The organism is Roseburia sp. AF22-2LB (assembly GCF_003461125.1).
Taxonomy (GTDB): Bacteria; Bacillota; Clostridia; order Lachnospirales; family Lachnospiraceae; genus Roseburia_C; species Roseburia_C amylophila.
In genome coordinates this window covers 35,257-57,121 of record NZ_QTWM01000008.1, presented here as the reverse complement: position 1 = coordinate 57,121, position 21,865 = coordinate 35,257, and the positions used below count along the sequence as shown (strand labels likewise).

At 41.7% G+C, this 21,865-nt stretch carries 21 protein-coding genes; 12 read left to right on the top strand and 9 right to left on the bottom strand.

The window, feature by feature from the left end; genetic code table 11:
- Positions 1-202: 202 nt before the first annotated feature.
- Together DWX96_RS11395 and DWX96_RS11390 are read right to left on the bottom strand one after the other, a co-directional pair.
- Positions 203-2,314 carry a hypothetical protein gene (locus DWX96_RS11395; RefSeq protein WP_118057548.1) on the bottom strand — a complete coding sequence of 704 codons (2,112 nt, stop codon included), beginning with the start codon at positions 2,312-2,314 and terminating at the stop codon, positions 203-205.
- 140 nt (positions 2,315-2,454) lie between these two features.
- The gene (locus tag DWX96_RS11390) at positions 2,455-3,342 is read right to left on the bottom strand and encodes a hypothetical protein (protein WP_118057549.1); all 888 of its coding nucleotides are present in this window, start codon (positions 3,340-3,342) and stop codon (positions 2,455-2,457) included.
- Positions 3,343-4,035: 693 nt separating this feature from the next.
- Between DWX96_RS11390 and DWX96_RS11385 the strand changes: the two genes are divergently transcribed.
- The 9 genes from DWX96_RS11385 to DWX96_RS11345 all read left to right on the top strand — a co-directional run bounded on the left by DWX96_RS11385 (position 4,036) and on the right by DWX96_RS11345 (position 12,500).
- On the top strand, positions 4,036-4,869 hold the full coding sequence (locus DWX96_RS11385) for an HAD family hydrolase (protein ID WP_117697887.1): 834 nt from the start codon (positions 4,036-4,038) through the stop codon (positions 4,867-4,869).
- Complete coding sequence (locus tag DWX96_RS11380) at positions 4,866-5,747, top strand: hypothetical protein (protein ID WP_117947507.1); 882 nt, start codon at positions 4,866-4,868, stop codon at positions 5,745-5,747. The genes DWX96_RS11385 and DWX96_RS11380 overlap by 4 nt, the downstream gene beginning before the upstream one ends.
- 120 nt (positions 5,748-5,867) lie before the next feature.
- Positions 5,868-7,520 carry a glycoside hydrolase family 13 protein gene (locus DWX96_RS11375; protein WP_118057550.1) on the top strand — a complete coding sequence of 551 codons (1,653 nt, stop codon included), beginning with the start codon at positions 5,868-5,870 and terminating at the stop codon, positions 7,518-7,520.
- Between the two features lie 206 nt (positions 7,521-7,726).
- A complete protein-coding gene (locus DWX96_RS11370) occupies positions 7,727-8,065 on the top strand; it encodes a hypothetical protein (protein ID WP_147337984.1) in 339 nt (112 codons plus the stop codon).
- Positions 8,044-10,131 (top strand): hypothetical protein, encoded by a 2,088-nt coding sequence (locus DWX96_RS11365; RefSeq protein ID WP_118057552.1) that lies wholly within the window; start codon positions 8,044-8,046, stop codon positions 10,129-10,131. Before DWX96_RS11370 ends, DWX96_RS11365 begins: the two co-directional genes overlap by 22 nt.
- A 4-nt stretch (positions 10,132-10,135) precedes the next feature.
- Positions 10,136-11,248, top strand: a complete 1,113-nt coding sequence (locus DWX96_RS11360) for a hypothetical protein (protein WP_118057553.1) — start codon at positions 10,136-10,138, stop codon at positions 11,246-11,248.
- A complete protein-coding gene (locus tag DWX96_RS11355; RefSeq protein WP_118057554.1) occupies positions 11,239-11,511 on the top strand; it encodes a hypothetical protein in 273 nt (90 codons plus the stop codon). Before DWX96_RS11360 ends, DWX96_RS11355 begins: the two co-directional genes overlap by 10 nt.
- Before the next feature lie 12 nt (positions 11,512-11,523).
- Entirely contained in the window at positions 11,524-12,039 is a 516-nt protein-coding gene (locus DWX96_RS11350; protein WP_118057555.1) for a hypothetical protein, read from the top strand.
- 128 nt (positions 12,040-12,167) lie between these two features.
- Entirely contained in the window at positions 12,168-12,500 is a 333-nt protein-coding gene (locus DWX96_RS11345; RefSeq protein WP_117697884.1) for a cupin domain-containing protein, read from the top strand.
- Positions 12,501-12,634: 134 nt separating this feature from the next.
- Here DWX96_RS11345 and DWX96_RS11340 read toward each other — a convergent pair whose 3' ends face one another.
- From DWX96_RS11340 to DWX96_RS11330, 3 genes are all read right to left on the bottom strand, one after another.
- Positions 12,635-12,886 carry a zinc-ribbon domain-containing protein gene (locus DWX96_RS11340; protein WP_022242724.1) on the bottom strand — a complete coding sequence of 84 codons (252 nt, stop codon included), beginning with the start codon at positions 12,884-12,886 and terminating at the stop codon, positions 12,635-12,637.
- Positions 12,880-13,821: a DUF6709 family protein gene (locus tag DWX96_RS11335; RefSeq protein ID WP_022242723.1), complete on the bottom strand. Its 942-nt coding sequence runs from the start codon at positions 13,819-13,821 to the stop codon at positions 12,880-12,882. The genes DWX96_RS11340 and DWX96_RS11335 overlap by 7 nt, the downstream gene beginning before the upstream one ends.
- Before the next feature lie 82 nt (positions 13,822-13,903).
- Positions 13,904-15,028, bottom strand: coding sequence for an acyltransferase family protein (locus tag DWX96_RS11330; RefSeq protein ID WP_158561852.1), 1,125 nt, complete (start codon positions 15,026-15,028; stop codon positions 13,904-13,906).
- Positions 15,029-15,221: 193 nt separating this feature from the next.
- Here DWX96_RS11330 and DWX96_RS11325 point away from each other — a divergent pair, with 193 nt between their 5' ends.
- From DWX96_RS11325 to DWX96_RS11315, 3 genes are read left to right on the top strand one after another with little or no spacing between them, the layout of a single operon-like run.
- Positions 15,222-15,638, top strand: a complete 417-nt coding sequence (locus DWX96_RS11325) for an SseB family protein (protein WP_022242721.1) — start codon at positions 15,222-15,224, stop codon at positions 15,636-15,638.
- 55 nt (positions 15,639-15,693) lie between these two features.
- Positions 15,694-16,716 (top strand): alpha-hydroxy-acid oxidizing protein, encoded by a 1,023-nt coding sequence (locus DWX96_RS11320; protein ID WP_118057557.1) that lies wholly within the window; start codon positions 15,694-15,696, stop codon positions 16,714-16,716.
- A gap of 8 nt (positions 16,717-16,724) precedes the next feature.
- On the top strand, positions 16,725-17,363 hold the full coding sequence (locus tag DWX96_RS11315; RefSeq protein WP_117947536.1) for a methylated-DNA--[protein]-cysteine S-methyltransferase: 639 nt from the start codon (positions 16,725-16,727) through the stop codon (positions 17,361-17,363).
- Between the two features lie 12 nt (positions 17,364-17,375).
- Here the strand turns inward: DWX96_RS11315 and pyrB are convergent, their stop codons facing one another.
- From pyrB to DWX96_RS11295, 4 genes are read right to left on the bottom strand one after another with little or no spacing between them, the layout of a single operon-like run.
- On the bottom strand, positions 17,376-18,317 hold the full coding sequence (gene pyrB, locus DWX96_RS11310) for an aspartate carbamoyltransferase (RefSeq protein WP_330416187.1): 942 nt from the start codon (positions 18,315-18,317) through the stop codon (positions 17,376-17,378).
- Entirely contained in the window at positions 18,314-19,615 is a 1,302-nt protein-coding gene (locus DWX96_RS11305) for an adenylosuccinate synthase (protein WP_022242717.1), read from the bottom strand. Before DWX96_RS11305 ends, pyrB begins: the two co-directional genes overlap by 4 nt.
- A gap of 60 nt (positions 19,616-19,675) precedes the next feature.
- Positions 19,676-21,031 carry a threonine/serine ThrE exporter family protein gene (locus tag DWX96_RS11300; RefSeq protein WP_118057558.1) on the bottom strand — a complete coding sequence of 452 codons (1,356 nt, stop codon included), beginning with the start codon at positions 21,029-21,031 and terminating at the stop codon, positions 19,676-19,678.
- Positions 21,024-21,776 carry a DUF4866 domain-containing protein gene (locus tag DWX96_RS11295; RefSeq protein WP_118057559.1) on the bottom strand — a complete coding sequence of 251 codons (753 nt, stop codon included), beginning with the start codon at positions 21,774-21,776 and terminating at the stop codon, positions 21,024-21,026. Before DWX96_RS11295 ends, DWX96_RS11300 begins: the two co-directional genes overlap by 8 nt.
- Positions 21,777-21,865 lie beyond the last annotated feature (89 nt).

Sequence of the window (21,865 nt, the reverse complement as noted above, 5' to 3'; positions counted from 1 at the left end):
AAGTGGGGCATATAGCACATCTTTTCTTCTTAACACCATAATCCCGGTACTCCTTTTTTGGTAACATGACCATCATTTTCTGGTAATACAATGGTTCCATATCAGAGTATTTTTGACGGAATGAAAAATGCTCTCTACATAACGGTTCCTGCAAAATGATACAGTTTGTTATATAGAGAGCATTTTTAGGCATAATATTTATTTACAAATGTTTCTTTTTACGATAATAAACGGTACCAGCAATAATAATTTCTGAAACAATCAGCCATGCCGCCCATACCAAAGGATTATTATAATCCCCTGTCTTTGGAGATTTATCCGTAGTCTGCTTTGTATTATTTTGAGCTGCAGGATGGGTATTTGAGGCTGTAGCCGTTTCCTGATTTTTATTGTCTGGATTCTGGTTTACGCTTGCCTGGATGGTAAACGTAGTACTTGCAGAACCATCTGTCCACAACATTTCCAGGTTATGTGTTCCGGCAGTCAGTGTATTCAGGTAAGAGGATTTCAAAGTAACAATGGTTGAACCGGACTTCACATCATAATTATCTTTTCCAATCTGAACACCATCTACTTTGATTCCGGCAAATTTAGAGAACTCTGCATCCACCCGGATGGTAAGGCTGTTGCCACTCTGCAGGACATAGCTGCTTTCAGTTCCTTCTATAATTTTATAAGAAGTTTTGGCTTCTTCAGTTCCGGTTTTTACCAGCGGGATTTCGACTGCAGTTTTAGCATAATTACAAACTGTACACTGCTCATGCTTAGAACCTTTTTCCGTAGACGTAGCTTCCTTGTCGATTACCCAGGTAAAGCTATGTCCGGATTGATTTATTTTTTCACCACATTCACAGGTATTCCAATGATTATCCGCATCGGAATGCCATCCTGTACGGTCTGCTGTATGCTCTGCTGATTTTGCGATTACAACATCCAAAGAAGTAATCATATTTGCTCCACTTGCATCACTGAAATAACCACCGCAATTTGCACAGACCCAATATTGTATATTTCCCTCTGTCAGATGAGTTGCTTCTTTTCTGTCAACCTTAGACAGTGTATGTCCGCCAAGATAACTGCCGCAGATATTTGAGAGCAGGGAGGTTGTGTCTGCTGCCTTAATCTGGTTGGAACCAGGTGTTCCACTATCCGCACCTACAGCATTGAGTGAAGGGTTCTTCTTTTTATCAAAAGCGCAGCCAGCAGTGGTGCCATTATTATCATATCCAATGAATCCACCCGGTGCAATTGTTGGATGAGAACCTGTTACAGTACCTGCAGCATTACAGTTCTGAATATTTCCTTTGGTATTTGTACCGGAAAAGCCACCGGTTTTCGGCTCCCAGCCTGCCACCGTACTCTTTACATTACCATAGGAAACACTGTTACGAATCTTTCCTTTTTCCAGATATCCGACAAAACCACCGGTATTCCAGTTATTTGCCTCAACATTGCCATAAGATGCACAATGCTCTATTTCCACACTGGCGTCGGACTCAAATACACATCCGGCAAACCCGCCGGTTGACCATCCTCCGGATACGCTGCCTTTGGCGGTACAGTTTTTGTAGGAGCCCTGGAAAACATTTCCGATGAATCCACCACTGATACACCTTCCTGTCACAGTAACATCCGCGGAACAATCCGAAACATGGGCACGGCTTGCATCACCAATCAGCCCTCCGGCATACATCTTGGAGTCTACCTGTCCGGTTCCCTGACAGTTTTCTACTCCAACAAAGGTAGCTCTGGAACCACCCATCGTTGTAAGCGAACCTACCAGCACTCCGGCACCGTAAATATCCGGACTGGCATTTGCATCCGTGGAATTTCCGGCATAGATGGTAGCATTTTCAATACAGAAATTTTTCAGTACTGTTTCATCAGATACAGCTACTACGACACCAAACAAGCCGGCACAGACGTTATTTCCCCGTTCATCCACATATAAGCCTGTAATGACCTGATTATTTCCATCGAAATATCCTGAAAAAGCTCTGGAACTTGCATTTCCATAACCGATAGGAATCCATCTCTTTCCGCTCAAATCAATTGGAGCGGTCAACTTAAAATATTCCCCCGAATGTGTTTGCTCAGGTACTCCAGAATTTACTTCTGATGCCAGCTTTGCAAGCTGTCCTGCCGTAGCAATCTGATATGGATCATCCTTTGTACCGCTGCCGCCAGCAAAGTCAGCTGCTGTAAAATCTGTCCATTTCTCTGTTGTAACATCTGCCCGGGAAGTTATCGGTGTCAGTGTAAACAACATACAGACTACCAAAACCAAACCTAGTAACTTTTTTCTTTTTCCCATAATTCGTCCTTTCCTTTTAATGATTTTTAGTAAGATTCAAACCGACAAAATCAAGGTTTACGATTTTATTTTACCAATTTCATTTTTCTTTGGACATGCCCGTTTTGATAGAAAAAAGTGCCTGTTTTATTGTATTTAATCTATAATTCCGGAATCGGAAATAATTCTTCCGGGGTACCAAAGTGGGCACCCAGAGGGTTCATATATTTTGTCCACTGAAGTTTCGTCTCGTCAATGTACATATTTTCCTCATCACCAATGCCATAGTTTGGAATGCCGTTATTAGTGCCCTCTAAGAAGTCTTTAAAAGCATCTACATCAAGGTCACCGTTCAGATAATCCATCCAGAAATTGTCATGGGCTGCAAATAAAAGCTTGTCCATTCGTGGAGAAGCCCAGCCTAAGAAATCACAGGCAGCCTCATACTGGGAATCGTCTTCAAATTCAATTTTCCATTCGTAAGTATCAGCCCCATTTTTGATGCAGCGGATACCTTTTTCATCCATGGCAACCATATAAAATACATCTTCCGCATCTTCATCAGATTCATTTGTGGCATCTGTCGGAAACGTAACCTTAAGGGTATCGGATAAAAGCATATCGATAAGAGGCTGGGATGGTGTATTATTTACAATGCTTTTCTTTGCTGTCTCTGCCATTTCCTTATCCTTAACTTCTTCGTCCTCTTCAATAGCTTCCTGTAAAGCTTCTTCCGCTTTATCAAAGGAGTCTAACATCTTGTCCCATTCCTTCATGCTGAAAGACTGACCACCGATTTGAAAGCTCTCTTCGGTTTCACCATTTTTCATTTTGTTATAAATATTTTCTTTCCATTTTGCAATTTCTTCAGCCGGATTTACCGTAGCTGCAGAATCCTCATCCTCATTCATTTCAGAAAGCTTTTCCTGCACAAGCTGTTGAAAATGAGTCAGCCATTCGTTATCCTCAGTATTGTTATCCGGGTCAGTGGACAGAAAACCGAGGTAGTCCATTGGGGAGTTGTTGTTCCATATTGAGTTAATTGCCATAAGAGCTCCTTTCAGAAGTTGTTGTCTGGTGATTGCAAAAGAATATTTGTAACTTGTAAAGATTTCAGGGATTCAAAGTGCATTCTGGGTTTATCTGGCGTAAAATGCCAGCAGTTCTTAGGTACATGTTTTTCTTGCTGTCAGGCTGTCTTTCCGTTGCTTTGACACAATCGCAGTACTGTCCGTCGGGTACGGATGCGGATAAAGCCTGCAAGGGGCACTAAGAATTTCGGCAGGATAATCTTTTGTCTGGCAATCGGCGCAAATTCACATCCGTGTTCATATGCGCCTCGCCGGCACTTCCCTGTGCCGGCGTTGCCTGTTGCCAGACGAAATTCCAAGTGCCCCTAACAGCCTTTAAGATGCATCCGCACTTCGACGAACAGTCCTGTGATTTGTCAAACATTGGAAAGACCGGCTTAATAAACAAAAGAAAAACATGTATCTTAGAGCTGCGGTATTTTATGTCAAAACCCAGATACACTTTGAATATCCTGATAAATTTACAATCCATACATTTTTGCAATCATCAGAAAAAAATAAAGACACTTTATCTCAATCAATCCCTTGAAATAAAATGCCATCCATGTAATAACTTTATCGACCAATCGATTTAAATACATTAGAAGAAAATGTTGATTTCTTCAAAAAATACAGGTAGGATAGAAGAAAAGGAGTAGGAGGACGGGCAGTATGGGAAAAATCATTTTTCTGGATGTTGACGGAACCTTAGTGGATTATGAAAATCATTTGCCGGAATCAGCAGTTCTTGCGGTGCGGAAGGCAAGAGAAAACGGACACAGAGTGTATATCTGCACAGGAAGAAGTAAAGCAGAAGTCTATGAGAATATCTGGAAAATCGGACTGGATGGAATGATAGGCGGAAACGGAAGTTATGTGGAAGATCATGGACATGTGGTTATGCACCAGATGATTACGCCGGAGCAGTGCCGCCATATTGTGGACTGGTTAAAGGAGCGCGGACTGGAATTTTATCTGGAAAGTAATGCAGGACTGTTTGCAAGTGCCGGATTTGAAGAGGCTGGAGAACCTGTGATTCAGGAATATTCCAGGCGGAAAGGCAAAGAGGGCGCAGATAAAATAAAGGTACGGGATGCATTTCCGGAAATGATTTTTGATGGAGAGCTGTACCGGGATGATGTAAATAAAGTAAGCTTTATCTTAAATCAGTATCAGGATTATAAAGATGCCGTGACCGAATTTTCGGATTTGCAGGCTGGAACCTGGGGCGGAGCCGGCGAAATTGCATTATTTGGAGATTTGGGTGTAAAAAATATCACCAAGGGCAATGCCATTGCGCATCTGTTAGAATATCTTCATGCAGATGTGGCAGATACCATAGCTTTTGGGGATGCCAAAGTGGATATTCCTATGTTAGAATACTGTGGCTATGGTGTTGCCATGGGAAGCGGCGGAGACGAGATAAAGGCTATGGCAGATTATGTCACCGGGGATGTGGATCAGAATGGATTGTATGATGCATTTGAAAAATTGGGGCTGCTATGAAGAAAAATATTGGTATATTTTTAGTGATGTGTATCATGTTGACTGCATGTAAAAATGATAAGTTTCCTTATGATGATGAACTGGATGATTCGGAAAAGAATGAAATAAGTACAGAGTATGACTCGTTAATTGACAGAAAAATTGCCAATACAAAAGATGAAAAAATAAATATCGGCTATGATGAAGCACTTTCTGAGTATGAAGGGTATCTTGATAATGTAAAATTATTTGAGGAAGGCTATAAAAATCAGGATTACGATGGAGATGGAAAAACAGATCGTATTTTCCAGTATTTCAGAAATGATAATAAGAAAGTATATACGATTTGCTTTGGAAATGGTGACCACCTTGAATTGGGAGCATTTGATGATACATTTCTCGGTCTTGAAGTATGGGGAGCGGATATTACCGGAGACGGGAAAAATGAGATCGTCTTTTGTGGAGAGCATACAGGAAATACATGGATACAGAGTGGAAGTGAAATTGCAATCTGGAGAAAAGATGGCAGTGAGTACACAAGAATGAATCTGCCGGGAAAGCAAACCAGAATGCGATATTCTGCAGGATATGATATTTATATTGAAAAGGCGGAGCAGGAAAATACAATTCTTGTTACCTGTCCTGAATTGGGATTGGAAGAGGAATATGTTCTACCTGAAAATCAAAGAGAAGAATTTGATAGTTGTTATAAAGACTTAAAAGTTGGAGAAAGGATATTGAGTTCTTCAAAAGCATGGAAAATAGCAGTGGATGGAGATGATATATTTTTATATGAAGCGTTTTTAGACAGACAGACTGCAGCAGTTAAGATAAAAATGCAATGGAAAGAAAATAAATTTGAAGTAATGAATACGGAAATTTTAGAAGAGTATTTATAATGCATAAACAATGGCTGAAATGCAATCGCACAGGGTTGTTTTCTCATTGGTGTTTGGAGCTGTTTGCATTAGGGAAGCAGCAAGCAGATAAAATAAGTAAAGAAAGTTTAGGAGGACAAAATGAGTAATAACGTAACAGAAAAGAAATGGTGGCAAAGTGCAGTAGTATATCAGATTTACCCAAAAAGTTTTCAGGACAGTAATGGAGACGGAGTCGGTGATTTAAGAGGAATTATGGAGCGGCTGGAGTACCTTGGAAAGCTTGGTATTGATGCAATCTGGTTATCACCGGTCTGCAAATCCCCGCAGGCGGACAATGGCTATGACATTTCTGATTATCAGGATATTGACCCGATGTTCGGCAGTGTGGAAGATATGGAAGCTTTAATTAAAGAAGCAAAGAAATACAACATCCGCATCATTATGGATCTGGTTTTAAATCATACCTCCAATAAACACAGATGGTTTGAGGAAGCAAAGAAGAGTAAGGATAACCCATATCATGATTACTATGTGTGGAGAGATGGGGAAGAAGACGTAGAGCCAAACGATATGAAAGCCGTTTTCGGTGGAAGTGCATGGGAATGGGTACCGGAAATAAAGCAGTATTATTTCCATCAGTTTTTGCCGGAACAGCCGGATTTGAACTGGGAAAATCCGCAGGTGCGAAAAGAAATATATGACATGATTTTATGGTGGATGGAAAAAGGAGTTGGCGGCTTCCGACTGGACGTAATCGACCAGATTGCAAAAGAACCGGATAAGAAAATTACCATTAACGGTCCAAGACTTCATGAGTATTTCCGTGAAATGAGCAAAGAAACTTTCCAGAAGGGAGATTTAATTACCGTAGGAGAAGCCTGGGGTGCAGACCCGGAGCGGGCAAAGCTTTACAGTAATCCGGATGGAAGCGAATTTTCCATGGTATTCCAGTTTGAACACATCGGGCTGGATCAGCAGGAAGGCAAGGATAAATGGGATCTGGCACCGCTGCCATTCTTGAAATTAAAACAGATTATGAACCGCTGGCAGACAGAGCTTTATAACTGTGGCTGGAACAGCCTTTTCTGGAACAACCACGATTTGCCGCGTATCGTATCCCGTTGGGGCAATGATAAGGAGTACCGGATAGAGTCTGCAAAAATGCTGGCAATTTTATTACATGGAATGCAGGGTACTCCGTACATTTTCGAAGGCGAAGAGCTGGGTATGACAAACGTCCGCTATAATATCGAGGATTACCGGGATGTTGAAATCCAGAATGTATACAAGGAGCGTATCGCAGCAGGCTATGATAAGGAAGATGTTATGAATTCCATTTATGCCAAGGGACGTGATAATGCCAGAACACCAATGCAGTGGGATGATACGGAAAATGCCGGATTTACAACAGGCACACCTTGGATAAAAGTAAATGACAACTATAAAACCATCAATGCCAAGAGCCAGGTAGATGACCCGGATTCCATTTTCAACTGCTACCGGAAGCTGGTAAGCTTTAGAAAAGAGTATCCTGTTTTGGTGGACGGCAGCTTCAAATTACTGTTAGCCGAGGATGAAAATATCTTTGCATATGAGCGTAAAAATGCGGATGAGACACTGCTTGTTGTCTGCAATTTCTATGGCAATACTGTGAAAATGCCTTTGACGGAAGAGACAGAGGATATGGAGCTTCTCATTTCCAACTATAAAGAGACAGAGGATTCTTCCGTGCTTCGTCCGTATGAAGCAAGAATGTACTATAAAAAAGTTGACAAATGTGAAGAGAACTAGTAGTCTGGATATATAAAAGCCAGATGGGGGAGTAAGTTATGAAAAGGGAAGTACAGGAAATAAAGTGCATAGAAGATGTAATAGCAGAGCGCAATGGATAATTGCGCTCTTTTTTTGCTTTACAGGAAATTGCTTTCCTGTAAAGTAAAAAATGCATGCTTGTATGCAGATTTGATGAGGAATGGGAAAAAGGAGTATTACAGGTTATGGGAGAAACAAAGGATAAGGTGCAACTATGGGAAGAGTTAGAAGAATTAGAACGGGATCTTTTGCATGTAGTAAATGGGATAGAAGAACAGCAGAATGAAGAGTTGTATCAATATTTAGTACAGGAAGAGAATCTTACTGCAATGCCACTGTTGTGGCAGATGCTGCAGGAACAACAAGAATTTGCGGTTCAGACCAATCGGGAGTATGAGGAGTGGAAGGAAGAAACACTTGATCAGTTGAGACGTGAGAAGGACAGATACCGTGAGCAGATACAGAAAGAAGAAATGAGTTATGAGAAAGGGGAGCAGGGAGTATGTCATGGGAATCGTTGGTAATTGAAGGAGATAAAATCTGTCAGCAGGCAGATGAAATGATAAATGCGCTGGAAAAGGATAATGAGAATCTGCAGCTGGTTTGTGAAAATCTGAGTTATGTTCAGACAGAGGATAGTCTGCATGGAGTATCCTGGACGCAGGAAAAGGAAAAAAGTGAGGCATATACCTTAATATTGCAGGGGATGATTTGTGCAAATGAATGCATGATATCAGACAGTCAGAAACTAAAGGATATGACAGGAAACATGTCATTTAGTGGAACAGCGGTATCACTGCTGCTGGCATATGAAAATCAGACAATTACAACCTGTGAGAGCCGGTTAAACAGTCTTCGGAAAGTACAAAAGAGACTGGAACAGAAAAAATTATCCATATGGCAGACAAATCGCTGTATTTCAAACACAGAAAGAATGATAGGGGATGCAAGAAATGTAATACAAACCTGTTATAGCAATATAGAACAGGCAGAGCATCTTGTAAGTGCAACACTGGGACTTTATCGGGAAGCGGAACATCTTTATCAGGTTGTCAATCAGGGACTTTCCTATATTAATACGGGAAATTATGAAACGTTGGAAGACTGTGGCTTGACACAGTTTCTAATGAATGAATGGGATAAGCTTCCCAAAAGATTAGAAATAAAATACAAAGAATATTTACGGCAGAATGGATTTACAGAAGAACAACTGGAATTTATTCCGGAGTTGGGATATAGCTATGAAGAAATCCAAAAAATGTGGAAAAATTTTTCGAAGGATACAGACCGGCAATTTCTTTATGATTTGTTAGAAGGAACAGAGAAAGGCTATAAGGCAGCTTTTTCAATTGATCCGGATTCACTTTCAGATGAAATGACGCTTATTCTGGCAGATTATGCATGGAGGTTATTCCCGGAGGATTTACCGGCAGATGAAAATAATGCAATGGTGAAAAGATTGCAGGCATTTAATAATGCAATTCTGTCACAGGACATGCATATAAGAGACAGTATGGGGGAAATTACATCTGTTTTATATCGTGACAGATATATGGAAAGGCTGTGTGCAGGAAGTATCATGCAGGTGAATGGAGATATGCTGTGTCTGGCAGCTATTTCGCCAGAGGATAACCCGGAAGCATATACCAATTTGTATCTGGAATACAAGCGGAAGTTTGCGGTAATGAATTTATGGAAAATAGAGGACATATTGATTCATGAAATAGAAGAAAGCGGACCTGCATTGGAGTTAAAGATATCCGGATTAAATATAGTTCAGAATAGGATTGATTTTAATTTCAGTTATTTAAAGGATGGAGAAATAGTAACAGATACCATTAATACGAATATGCTTGAAAACGGTCAGGGAGTTTTACAGACAAAGGATATTGAAAAAAGGGAAAAATTAAAGGAAGAGCAGACAAAGAGAATAAAAAGTATCATTCTGGACTGGATGCAAACGGCAGTGGATTTGGCATTGGTAGAGATAGCACCGGAATTGGTACTGATATCAAATCTTGCCGGAATGTTAATGTTTGAGGACAATAAGGAGTTGGATGGTCTGCCGGAATTAAGTGATGATATTTATAAGAAAAGTGGTTTGAGTATATCACAGGAAACGATAAATGACATAATAGGTCTGTATAATGCTTATAAAGATTTTGAAAAGGAAGAAGAAGAAACAGATCTAACCGGGAAGATGAGCTGGTTTGGTATGGGATATCGATACAAGAAAGATGGAAAAAAAGAAATTTCTTCTTGTGGAATATACAATCCAAATGTATTACGGACACTTAATAATTGGAGCAAAGATGGAATTGCCAGTTGGATGGAGATAGAGCCTGAAACAATAAATGAAATAAAAGAGGATATAAATAATGACAAGAATTTATCGGAAGAAGAAAAAAATAATATGTTAATTCTTTTGGATGGAGGCGATATTCAGAGCATGGGATTTGGAGACTTCCACAATGCAATAGATAATATTGAAGCAACAGGAATTAGTATAGGTTCTATAAAAACAAAGTGGGATGATTATATTTTGGAGCAGAATCAGAAATACAGTGGTGTAGAAACAGGAGGACTATAAGACAATGGAAAGAGCGGGTAAGATATTTCGAAAGATAGGAAAAACATTAAAGTGGATTCGCCCAACATTAATAGAGCTGATTTTGGTGTTTGTTCTTTGTACCAATATTTCAGATGAGCTAAAACGCTGGAAGGATGTATCTTATGAACAGATTGAAAATGTAGACGACTATACTGCAATCCAGAGTACAGAAAATTCTAAAGATGTCTGTATCATTGGAGATAGTCGGGATATAAGTGCAACTACACAAGATATATGTGGAAAATATATTATTAGTACCAGGACGAAGGGATGGCACAAATATATTAGTCCATATTATGCAGGAATCGGGTATAAAGTATATATGGCAAAATATGAAGTAGAAGTTTATGATGCAGAAAAAGGAGAATTAGTAGAGACGGTAGATGTAAAAAAATTATTAGAGCCGTATAGTGACAGATATGAACCATATGGTAGGAAACGGGTGGATTATGTATATATCAGAGAGAACTCAAAGGGAGAAATTCTGATATACGTGTTGTTAGATGAATTAGGAACTGCTTATATGGAGCAGATAAATAAAATACTGGAAAATCATGAGAAAACATTTGATATATTTCATCCATATCTCTGTTATAATCTGAATACAAAGCATAGCAGCATTGTAGAATTAGGCGGAGAACCACTAAGTAATACCAGAATTGGTAAGTGGATACAAAGCTGGGGGATATTTTATCTATCGGATGGAATATTTTGCACAAATAATGGATTTTCGGAGGAAGAAAACTCAGAAATGGATTTTTATCTATATTGTGGGCAACAGGGAACCCCTGGTACTGCAAGAGTAGTGATTCCAACATCAGCATTACCAGAGCATAATAAAGAATTGTATAAAAGATATCCGGGGTTAAAGGAATATCGCAATCAGGAAGGCAAAGAGGTACTGTTCTTTTTGCATGATTATATAGAGCCGAAGGATTTTTTTCCTCTTTTAGTGGATGACAGAGATGGAGTGTCTTTTGATGGGCTGGTATTGAATGCAGATCAGGCGAAAGATGGACAGGTTCATGAAATTAATAGCTTTGAAGATTATGACCAGTATGCGAAAGAAGAAGAGAGGAAATCGTTATGCAAATAAAAAGCAATGAGGATACAGCAAGACAGATGGGAGAGCGCCTGGAGATGGCAGGACATTTAGAGGCAATCCCGGTATATTATGCGGAAGAAAGTAATCTTCCGGCAGCATTATATGGAAGACAGATTTATGAGAAAAAGAATGGTCTTATGAATAGTCTGGGAGAAAAGGTAAGAGCAAGAGGATGTGCAATAGTTGGCATTGGAGCGGCTCTTGCAACGGAGGAAGCAGCCCAGGCAACACGAATCGCAATAGAAAATAAATAGGAGAAGCTTGGAATGATAGAAAAGACAATTACGATAATTGATGAAACAGATGATGACAGACGCAGAAGCGAGAGACAGAAGCTTAACGATGAGGCGGAAAAACTGGAGCATTTCACGGGAGTAAAACAGTTAATTGTAACAATTCCTGCCTTTTTGATAATATATGCCTGCTATATGATTCTGTTTTGGATAGAAAAATTTATTCGATATGGAGTTGTACTAATTGGTGTAATCATAGAATATCTCATTCGAATTTGTTATAAAAAATACTTATTGATACGTCATGAGAAATGTGTAAATGGAATTCAGGAATCCATAGATCATTGGGACATTGCAGAAAAGGTGCTTGCATTTGCCCGGCAGGAGAATGTCAGGGTAAAGGCAGAGGAGAACTGGAAAGAGATAAAATTGGTGAGTGGAGACAATCAGGAACTGCCAATAGAATGTAAGGTAGAAAAGAGCGCGGAGAATGTACAGCCGGAGCTTTATGTCCGGAATCTGGAATTAGTATTAAAGGTTTCTGAGTAAAAAAATACCAATTTCTGCATAAATGTTGGAAATCCAACAGTCAGTCACTCCGTTATCTGCTACAATATGGATAAACCCACCGAAAAGGTTTATACAAATCAGATAAAGAAAAGATAAGGAGCACAAAAATGGCAGATTTATTAAAAAATATTTCCAAGAAAGAAGTTTTAAATTTAAAAGAAGAAGTAGCATATCAGGATGGACAGATTGTAAGTAAGACACTGGCACAGAATGATGCAGTAAGCGTAACCTTATTTTCCTTTGCAAAGGGCGAGGAAATCAGCACACACGCTTCCGGCGGAGACGCCTTTGTAACCTGTCTGGATGGAGTTGGAGAAGTAACCATTGATGGTGAGAAATTCCAACTGACGGAAGGACAGTCCATTGTAATGCCGGCAGGACATCCACATGCCGTATATGGAAAAGAGCAGTTTAAAATGCTTTTAGTCGTAGTATTCTAAGAAGAAGTAAGTATTAAAATACCGCCACATACATAAGACAAAGCCATCATCAGATGTGCGTATTGCCTGTGTATGTGGCGGTTTTGTGTTGCCAGATGTCCGCAAGAGCTGACGTTATATCGATAAGACATTGTTTAATAATACATCTTTGCAGCCTGTTTCCGTTCCCGGTATTCCTGTGCACTGACCGGTGTAATCATACCGCAGCTTTCGCACATAATGCCACGCTGTTTCTGGTGGCTGAAAATCGGAATATAGAAAAGGGTTGCCTGATTTAACTGTCTGCAAAGGGTATGCATGACATTATGCCGGCAGTTTGGGCAGACAGAAGTGCCAACCGGGCCTTCACGTTTAAAAACTGTTCTTGTACCGTAGATAATTACCATGTCATAACACCTCCCTGATGAATATTTGCTTTTAACTGATTAAGAACCTGATCAAAATCTTTGCTTTTTCCACTGTGAGCGGCAACCAGAGTACGTTTACCATCTGCAGTTTCCAGTGCAATATAGCTGGTTGTTGTCGGGTCACCATTTAACATGTTACATTTGAAAACGTTCGTAATATCGTCTAAAGGAGTGACATAGAAGCCTTCCTTTGTATTGTTGTAATCCAATATGAAATGATTGGAAACAGCAACGCCAAGCTTTGGTGAAAAAATGCGTGGGCTGTTGGCAAAATCAGAGTAAATCCGCTGCAGACCGCCATTCTGTTCTAAGAGAGCAATCTTTTTCTTAACGGCCTTTTTCTTGTTGCCGCCTGCTGAAAAAATAATAATACCAAGAACTGTAAATACGGCAGCAATCACATAGAGTACAATGCTGTTTTCAACGGCTGTGTGTGTGGTATCCAGATAATGGTCACCAAAGTACTCGTCATAGTTGTAAGTAGTAATGTCCAGTCCGGTATCAGAAAGATAATCCACCAGATAATGAGCTGCCTGAGGAGGCATGCTGGTGCTTTTTCCCCGGATCGTGTGAGCAGGTAAGCTGTCGAGAACAGTGTCATCTACGTCTACACCATAGACCGGAAGGGAAGTTTCTCCCTTGGTAGCAATGATACTCCAGTAACCTTCAGAATCCTCTGCAATATAGAATTCTGTGTGATCTTTTCCATCAGAAGTAAGCTCCGCAAATGGCCCCATTACATAAGTAACTTCCATTGTTGCGTAACCATCGGTCTGTGCGTCAAACGGATCATAAGCAGTAATCCACATCAGAAGACCGAAGGCAAGGAAAACGCCACCTAATACAAAGAAAATAATCAGTGCAGCGGTGTTTTTCCCACAGACTTTCAATAAATCCTTTTTAAATTCTTCCATTTTCTTTTTTCTCCCGTGTATTTTTTTAAACCAATTCTATCATGGCATAAGAGGAAGAATTATGCAACAGATATAAGGAAGATTATTCTTTCATCACCAGCCATCTGCATTTACTGAGGGCTTTTCCGAGACACAGGTAAATAATATAGAAAAGGATGCCGATGAGGAAAGTGGCAGCTGCCCAGCGCAGATGCTTAAACAGGTAAATATATGGATGCTCATAGAGCAGGGTAATCCAGTCCTGTGTATTCCAGAGACTGTAAGCGAAAGCATTATCATGTAAAAGATAAACCATAAAAGTGGAAGCTCCCACAAAATTAATCATGCGGCTGCATGGAATATGGATGCGCCGGAAGATTTCAAACAGAGAAAGTCCCACAAGAATCGGAATAATGCTATAGTCTGAAAAGGAAGGAATCTTCTGGATAAAAATGTCTTTGCTTTCATTTAAAAAGTAAGTCTGAATATTGGTCTGTGTTACATTATAAGCAGAAATGTAAATAAACAGGAAGGAAACTGCAATAATCAGATAGAGGCAATAAGTTCTGATTTTCCCAAATGGATTGTAAAGGTGGATAAAACCGCCCAAGGCATATAAGAAAATACCGGTCAGCAGTGTCCGGAGTCCGTTAGCCAGGGAATTTGCCATACTTCCGGTCCAGCGGAACTGGATAAATGCAAATAATACAATCAGAAAGGTAAAATATTTCTGCTTGTCCAGTTTTGCCAGAAACTTGTTTAAAAAGAGGTAAGCGATTACTATAATGAAGAAATAGTAGCCCACAAACCAGGACATACTGTTAAATTTATTGATGTTGACCAGTTTTAAAAAGACACTGTCAGTCATGCGGTACCAGAAGGAAGATACCAGTGTCAGGGAAACTGCGGCAAAACCAAGCTGTAACAGCAATTTCTTGGAAATTTTGGCAAGATTAATTCCGTTTCCCTTTGAAACCATAAAGTATCCGGAAATCGTAATGAAAATAACATTTCCGATTTTTCCCATTGGAGCAAAGGTGGAAAGAAGCAGGAGCTTCTTATAAAAAACAGGTTCACAGAACAGTCCGTTATTCATACGCAGCATGGAAGCAGTGTCTGTTAACTGTACCTTAACGCAGTGGTCAGAAATATGAAAAATAATAATCATAAACATAGCCAGAATACGCAATAATTCAATGTTGGAACTTCTGGTTTTAGCTGGTGTCATGTTGTCTAATCTCCTAATCCTAAAATGAAATACCATGCTATTATAATACAGATAGCTTTAAGATGCCACTATTTCCAGCAAAAGTGTGTTATAATGAGCAGTGCCAGTCAGGGAAAATCTTTGATTTTCGAGAGGGCACTGCTGGAAATGTGCTAAGCAGTAAAAAATAGCCCCGGCAGAAAGGAATACACATATGGCAAAGGAAAAGATAGATGAGGGACTGATAGGAAATGAAAAAATCGAACAGGCGATTGCCGGCTTGCAGCAGGAGGCAACACCGGAACAGTTAGCCCATACACTGACGGTAATCCGCCGGCGGATGCAGGAAGGCGGTCAGGTGATTGTGGCAGTGGAACCACCGAAGGGTGGAAGCCAGATGCTGCTACAGGCGATTGAGACAGATGGTAAGACCTGGTGGGCAGCCTTCAGCAGCTTTGAAGAAGAATTGAAAGGCGGCGGAAGTGTGAAATCCACATTCTTAGCTGATATAGAAAAGCTTTTTCAAGGAGCATTGCAGGCAGAGGGAATCGAAGGAGTCATTTTAAATCCGTGGAACCGTACCATAATGCTGGATAAGAATCTGATACAGATTGTGCTTGGCAGCAGATAGATATGTGGATAAGTAAACGTCAGAGAAGAAAAAGAGTGGAAAGAAGGAAAGAAGATTGAATTATGCAGAATGTATCGAACAGGCAAGAGGAAGAATTGGAAATTATTGCAAGGCGTGTGTAGAATGCAACGGACGCGCCTGCCGGAATCAGATGCCGGGACCCGGTGCAAAGGGAATCGGCGATACTGCCATGCGTAATTATGATAAATGGAAAGAGATTCGTGTGCAGATGGATACCATTGTGGAAAATGCTCCGGTGGATACTTCGCTGAAATTATTTGGAAAAGAGTTTAAATATCCGTTCTTTGCAGGCCCGGTAGGAGCGGTGAATCTGCATTACGGAGACTGTCTCAATGACATTTCCTATAATGATATTCTGGTATCGTCCTGTGCGGAATGCGGCATTGCAGCTTTTACCGGGGATGGTACAGACAGTAATGTCATGGTGGCAGCTACAAAGGCAATTGCCAAAGAACAGGGACTTGGAATTCCAACGGTAAAGCCATGGAATCTTGAAATCATCAAAGAAAAAATGGCACTGGTGCACGAAGCGAAAGCCTTTGCGGTAGCCATGGATGTAGATGCAGCAGGCTTGCCGTTTCTTAAGAATTTGGAGCCGCCGGCAGGCAGCAAGACCGTGGAAGAACTGCGGGAAGTGGCAGAGTTTGCCGGAGTTCCGTTTATTGTAAAAGGAATTATGACTGTAAAAGGAGCTTTAAAGGCAAAAGAAGCCGGGGCTGCCGGAATTGTGGTATCGAACCACGGTGGCAGGGTATTAGACCAGTGCCCGGCAACAGCAGAAGTCTTAGGCGGGATTGCGGATGCAGTGAAAGGCTCCATGAAAATTCTCGTAGACGGCGGAATCCGCTGTGGAACGGATGTATTTAAGGCAATTGCCTTAGGTGCAGATGCGGTAATTATCGCAAGACCGTTTGTGACAGCGGTTTACGGTGGCGGCAGGGAAGGCGTAGCGTCTTATGTTGCCAGGATAGGAACCGAATTAGAAGATACCATGAAAATGTGTGGCGTACACAGCCTGGCAGAGATTACAAGGGATTGTATATGGACAAAAGCATAGAGTGGAGCATGAAAACAAGAGAAGAAATATTAGCATACGGACTGTCTTTCCCGGACACCTATCAGGAGGCACCGTTCCATGACCGGAACTGGCAGCTGGTGCGCATAGGGGCAAGCAAAAAGGCATTTCTCTGGACTTATATGCGGGATGGATTTCTCAATCTGAACGTAAAAGCAGACCCTCAGTGGAGAGATTTCTGGCGGAGTGCCTATCCTGCGGTCATTCCGGGGTATCATCAGAATAAGGAACACTGGAATACCATAATCGTGGATGGCACAATCCCGGATAAAGATATCTGCCGCATGATAGCAGAAAGCTATGATTTAGTAACGGACAGCCCTACCAGACGGATTTATGAAGCAGTAAAGAAAATTCCGAGAGGACAGGTGGCAACCTATGGACAGGTGGCGGAGCTTGCCGGAAACAAGCGGATGTCAAGAGCTGTGGGAAATGCCCTGCATAAGAATAAAGACCCGGAAAACATACCATGTTACCGGGTGGTAAATGCAAAAGGAGAGCTTTCCGGATCCTTTGCCTTTGGCGGCGAGAATGAACAGGCACGCCGCCTGATGGCAGACGGTATAGAAGTAGTGGACGGAAAAGTAGATTTAAAACGTTTCGGAATGAAAATAGAGAAAACGGATTAAATTACTGGAACATTAGAGAACCTTTTCTCCGGTTAGCGGGTCCGTGATTTCTAACAGGGCTAAAATCAGTGCCATACGGACATATTTTCCGTTCTGTACCTGTTGGAAATAAGCGGCGCGCGGGTCGGAATCCACATCAACAGAGATTTCATCGACTCGTGGAAGCGGATGTAAAACCGGCATATCGGAAGGAGCCAGTTCTAATTTTTCTTTATTTAAAATGTAGGTATCTTTTAACCGGATATAGTCTTCCTCGTTGAAGAAACGCTCTTTTTGGACACGGGTCATATAGAGAACATCCAGCTTTGGAAGTGTTTCCTCTAAGTTAGAGACTTCCCGATAGGTGCTGTGGGAAGTCTTTAAGGTTCTTTCAATCATATAGTCCGGAATGCGGAGTTCTTCCGGAGAAATGAAATAGAATTCGTTACCCGGATAGCGTACCAGACTGTTTACCAGGGAATGAACGGTTCTTCCGAATTTTAAATCACCACAGAAGCCTACCGTCAGGTGGTCAAGCCGTCCCTTGCGCTGGCGTATGGTTAATAAGTCAATCAGGGTCTGGGTTGGGTGATAGTGTCCGCCGTCACCGGCATTAATGACCGGAATGGTTGCATACATAGAGGCGCAGAGCGGTGCTCCTTCTTTTGGATGACGCATGGCAATAATATCTGCGTAGCAGCTTACTACCCGGACGGTATCGGCAACGGTTTCTCCTTTGGTAGCACTGGACTGTTCCGCACCGGCAAATCCCAGTGTCTGACCACCAAGACTTAACATGGCGGATTCAAAGGACAGTCGGGTTCTGGTGCTTGGCTCATAAAAGAGTGTAGCAAGCTGTTTCCCTTCTGCAAGGTGGGCATAAGCCTCTTTGTGGGTACCAATCCGGTCTGCAAGATCCAGAATACGAGTTGTTTCTTCTTCCGTAAGGTCCAGTGGACTGATTAGGTGTCTCAAAGCCATTCCCCCTTTATCATGTATTCATTTCGTTCTGCACCAGTGGAAATAAACTGGATATCGCAGTCTAAAAGGCGTTCTAATGTTTCAATGTATAATCTGGCATTTTCCGGTAAATCTTCATATTTGCGGCAGGCAGAAATATCCTGTTTCCAGCCCGGAAGCATTGTTACAACCGGAGAGAAGCTATCGATATTTTCGGTAGGGTCGAAGACGGTTGTGGTCTTATGATTTCTTTCATAAGCAGTAATGACAGGGATTTCTGTCAGAGAGCTTAAAACATCAAGCTTCGTTAAGGCAATTTTATCTGCATGCTGGCATTTCAATCCATAACGGCTGGCAACGGCATCAAAAGGTCCGACTCTACGTGGACGACCGGTGGCAGCACCGTATTCATTTCCAAATTTACGAAGGATGTTGCACCAGTCTTCGGACATGGCTCTTTCTGCTACGAAAGGTCCGGCTCCCACACAGGTGGAATATGCTTTTAGGACACCCACAACATGGTCTAGGGATTCACCCGGGATACCGGCTCCAATCGGACCATAGGCGGAAATGGTGGAGGAACTTGAAGTGTAAGGGAAAATACCATAATCGATATCACGCATGGCTCCAAGCTGGGCTTCCAAAACCACCTTTTTATGGCTGGCAAGAGCATTTTCCAAGAAGCTTCCGGTATCGCAGATATAAGGTGCAAAAAGGGAAGCCTGTTTTTCACACCAGGACAGCAATGCCGGATAAGACATCGGCTCCTGATGATAACTGCCTGCCAGTTCCAGATTTTTGGATTCCAACATGGTTTTTATCCGAACCTGGACATTTTCTTCTTTTAAATGAAGCAAATCACCAAGACGCAGTGTTTTCTTCCGGTATTTATCGCTGTATGCGTAAGCAATGCCGCGGCGGGTGGAGCCGAAGGCAGCACCGGATTTCTCAAGACGTGTTTCTTCCAGTTCATCCTGAATCCTGTGCCATGGCATGGAGATGGTGGCACGTTTGGAAAGTTTTAAATGTTCCGGAGTAATAGAAATACCGCGGCTTTCGATATCTTCAATTTCATGGGTGAGGTGCTCTAAATCAATGACCATTCCATCCCCCAGTACGCATACCACATTGGGATGCAGAATGCCGGACGGCAGAAGATTTAAGACAAATTTTTCCTGTTTGGTTACAACGGTATGACCGGCATTGTTGCCACCCTGATAACGGACAACGACATCTGCATGTTCTGCAAGCAGATCAATGACACGTCCTTTTCCTTCGTCTCCCCAGTTAATTCCTGTTACGGCTGTAAGCATATCGATTCTTCCTTTCTGTAATCATGTATAAAATAAATAATTTTAAGCGTATAAAATTTATCAGGTGCAGTACCGGAAAGTCCGGTCGGTAAGTATTCTTGCAAAAATAAGTCCCAGCGGCAGGGCGATAATAATCATTATGGCAATGGAGAACCAGGAAACCGCTTCCGTTAAGGACATAATGCCAAAGTTATAGAAGGCGCGGTAAAGATATAGTCCCGGAACCATAATTACAATGGAAGGTACGGTTAAAGAGATTCGCGGATATCCATTGTTTTTCTTAATAAAGGATGCCAGCAGACCGGCGGTCAGTGCACCGATAAAGGCAGCAGCAGCGGCTGGAATTCCGGTAAAGTCAACCAGTTCCAGACGTAAGGTATTGGCAACGGAGCCAATCAGTGCAGCAGTAGCTGCCATGGGAATGGAACTGTTAAACATAATAGAGAATCCAAATACGCCGCAGAAGCTTGCAATTAACCGCAGAACCAGCCGTGAAACATCACTGAGATTTACAGAGGTAAAGTCCTGAGGCTGAAGTCTAAGCAGCATTGCCATAATCCAGGCAAACATGGTAGCCACAAGAACAATGATGATGGAATAGGTCAGCCGCTCCAGTCCGGAACGAAGATCCAGTTTCGCAAGGTCAATGCCGCTTGTGATAAATGGAAAGCCCGGGATAATAAACAACATGGAGCAGATGTATCCGGCTTCATGAACTGCCGGAACATGGAAAAAAATTTCGGCAGCCTTTAAGCAGATGGCATACATAAGGCAGGCGGCGGAAATAGAGACCGCAATATTTAAAAACAGCGTAAAATGATGTTTGATTAATTTGGTCCGGATGACATTTCCGATACCGGCTGCAATAAATGCCAGAATCATTTCCACAGGGCCTCCGCCCAGAAGAAAAGTAAATGCGCAGCAGGCTAAGGCTGCCGCAAGTCCCAGTTTGGCGGGAGAATAAAGGGCGTGGATTTTTTCTATTTCATCCAGCCGCTTATGGATTTCCTCGCCGGTTAAATGGGCTTCTTCCTTTGGAAAGCTTTCTACGAATTGTTCCATGCGGTAAAGTTTGGAGGTGTTGACGCCGGTATTGGCGATGCTTAAGGACTGGGAGACACAGTCATTTCCATCAAAGCAGTTAAATTCGATGGACATAAGACCTACATCTACCGTACAGGTAACTCCCAGTTCCTTTGACAGCTTATTCATGGAAGTACGGACACGCCAGGCTCCGGTTCCACAGGATAACATGATTAATCCCACACGTCCGATGACCGAGGCTTTTTCAATCAGTCCCGCCTGGGCAATCAGTACGTTGCTGTCATCACTGGCATAATCATGCCAGGGTATTTCCATATGATTTTTTTCCATAATATCAATATATGAAGTAGTGGAAGATGCACTCTTATTCATAAATAATCGCCTCAGCTTTGGCAATATGCCGTTCCAGATTCTTTAAGAAGATGGAATTTGGAAGGAAAATGCCGATTTCATCATATTTTTCGTTATGCTCTACAAGAGAGTCCTGTCCGTAGAAGACAAATGCCATTGGAAGCTCTTTCTCTAACTTTAATACAAGGTCAAAGATTGCAGAGTAGGCTTCCGCTTCGGTCTCCTTCTGTTTTATGGTATCCGGAAGCTCCCGGATGAGAAGCACCCCATGGCTGCGTTCTAAGACAAGCTGTCCAATGGTATCTTCACCGGTATAAGCGTGGCTGTACCGGTATGCCTGGGCAAAATACATATTCTTTGGTTCCCCTAAATCGCGGTAGCTCTCAAGAAAATGCTGATAATCCTTATTGTGAATATCGCCACAATACTTTGGCAGAAGTCTGCCGGTATCATCGGTCATAATTATCGGATTTTCTTTTCCATCTGCGTTGAAACGGTAGGGAATCAGATAGGAATTCCTCAGTAAATCGAATAGGGTATTCTGGCAGATAGCCATAAGAAATGCCGATAAATCTTTATTTTGATAAGCATCAAAAAGAGCTTCTGAAAAATCCTGTGAAGAAAGAGAAGAATCAAATTCATCATTACAGAATAAATAATTGCAAAAAGTTTCCTGAAGTCTTTCACAGGCCCATGGGTCATGCAAAATCTTTTCAAATAAAACGTCTGCTCTTTCTTCACGAGGGAAAAATGTTGAATTTTTCATAGAAAATATGCGCTTCCTTTCTGCTTTATAGCATTCGTAAAGAGCTGCCGGTGGCAGCTCCTTGTAGGGTTTGGGTGGAGAAATGTAAA

Coding starts and splice junctions, on each gene's coding strand:
- DWX96_RS11390 (WP_118057549.1), bottom strand. CDS start 3,342: ATGGCAATTAACTCAATATGGAACAACAACTCCCCAATGGACTACCTC.
- DWX96_RS11300 (WP_118057558.1), bottom strand. CDS start 21,031: ATGAATAAGAGTGCATCTTCCACTACTTCATATATTGATATTATGGAA.
- DWX96_RS11365 (WP_118057552.1), top strand. CDS start 8,044: ATGTCATGGGAATCGTTGGTAATTGAAGGAGATAAAATCTGTCAGCAG.
- DWX96_RS11375 (WP_118057550.1), top strand. CDS start 5,868: ATGAGTAATAACGTAACAGAAAAGAAATGGTGGCAAAGTGCAGTAGTA.
- DWX96_RS11340 (WP_022242724.1), bottom strand. CDS start 12,886: ATGGTAATTATCTACGGTACAAGAACAGTTTTTAAACGTGAAGGCCCG.
- DWX96_RS11370 (WP_147337984.1), top strand. CDS start 7,727: ATGGGAGAAACAAAGGATAAGGTGCAACTATGGGAAGAGTTAGAAGAA.
- DWX96_RS11335 (WP_022242723.1), bottom strand. CDS start 13,821: ATGGAAGAATTTAAAAAGGATTTATTGAAAGTCTGTGGGAAAAACACC.
- DWX96_RS11315 (WP_117947536.1), top strand. CDS start 16,725: ATGAAAACAAGAGAAGAAATATTAGCATACGGACTGTCTTTCCCGGAC.
- DWX96_RS11295 (WP_118057559.1), bottom strand. CDS start 21,776: ATGAAAAATTCAACATTTTTCCCTCGTGAAGAAAGAGCAGACGTTTTA.
- DWX96_RS11380 (WP_117947507.1), top strand. CDS start 4,866: ATGAAGAAAAATATTGGTATATTTTTAGTGATGTGTATCATGTTGACT.
- DWX96_RS11350 (WP_118057555.1), top strand. CDS start 11,524: ATGATAGAAAAGACAATTACGATAATTGATGAAACAGATGATGACAGA.
- DWX96_RS11305 (WP_022242717.1), bottom strand. CDS start 19,615: ATGCTTACAGCCGTAACAGGAATTAACTGGGGAGACGAAGGAAAAGGA.
- DWX96_RS11360 (WP_118057553.1), top strand. CDS start 10,136: ATGGAAAGAGCGGGTAAGATATTTCGAAAGATAGGAAAAACATTAAAG.
- DWX96_RS11385 (WP_117697887.1), top strand. CDS start 4,036: ATGGGAAAAATCATTTTTCTGGATGTTGACGGAACCTTAGTGGATTAT.
- DWX96_RS11345 (WP_117697884.1), top strand. CDS start 12,168: ATGGCAGATTTATTAAAAAATATTTCCAAGAAAGAAGTTTTAAATTTA.
- DWX96_RS11395 (WP_118057548.1), bottom strand. CDS start 2,314: ATGGGAAAAAGAAAAAAGTTACTAGGTTTGGTTTTGGTAGTCTGTATG.
- DWX96_RS11355 (WP_118057554.1), top strand. CDS start 11,239: ATGCAAATAAAAAGCAATGAGGATACAGCAAGACAGATGGGAGAGCGC.
- DWX96_RS11325 (WP_022242721.1), top strand. CDS start 15,222: ATGGCAAAGGAAAAGATAGATGAGGGACTGATAGGAAATGAAAAAATC.
- DWX96_RS11330 (WP_158561852.1), bottom strand. CDS start 15,028: ATGACACCAGCTAAAACCAGAAGTTCCAACATTGAATTATTGCGTATT.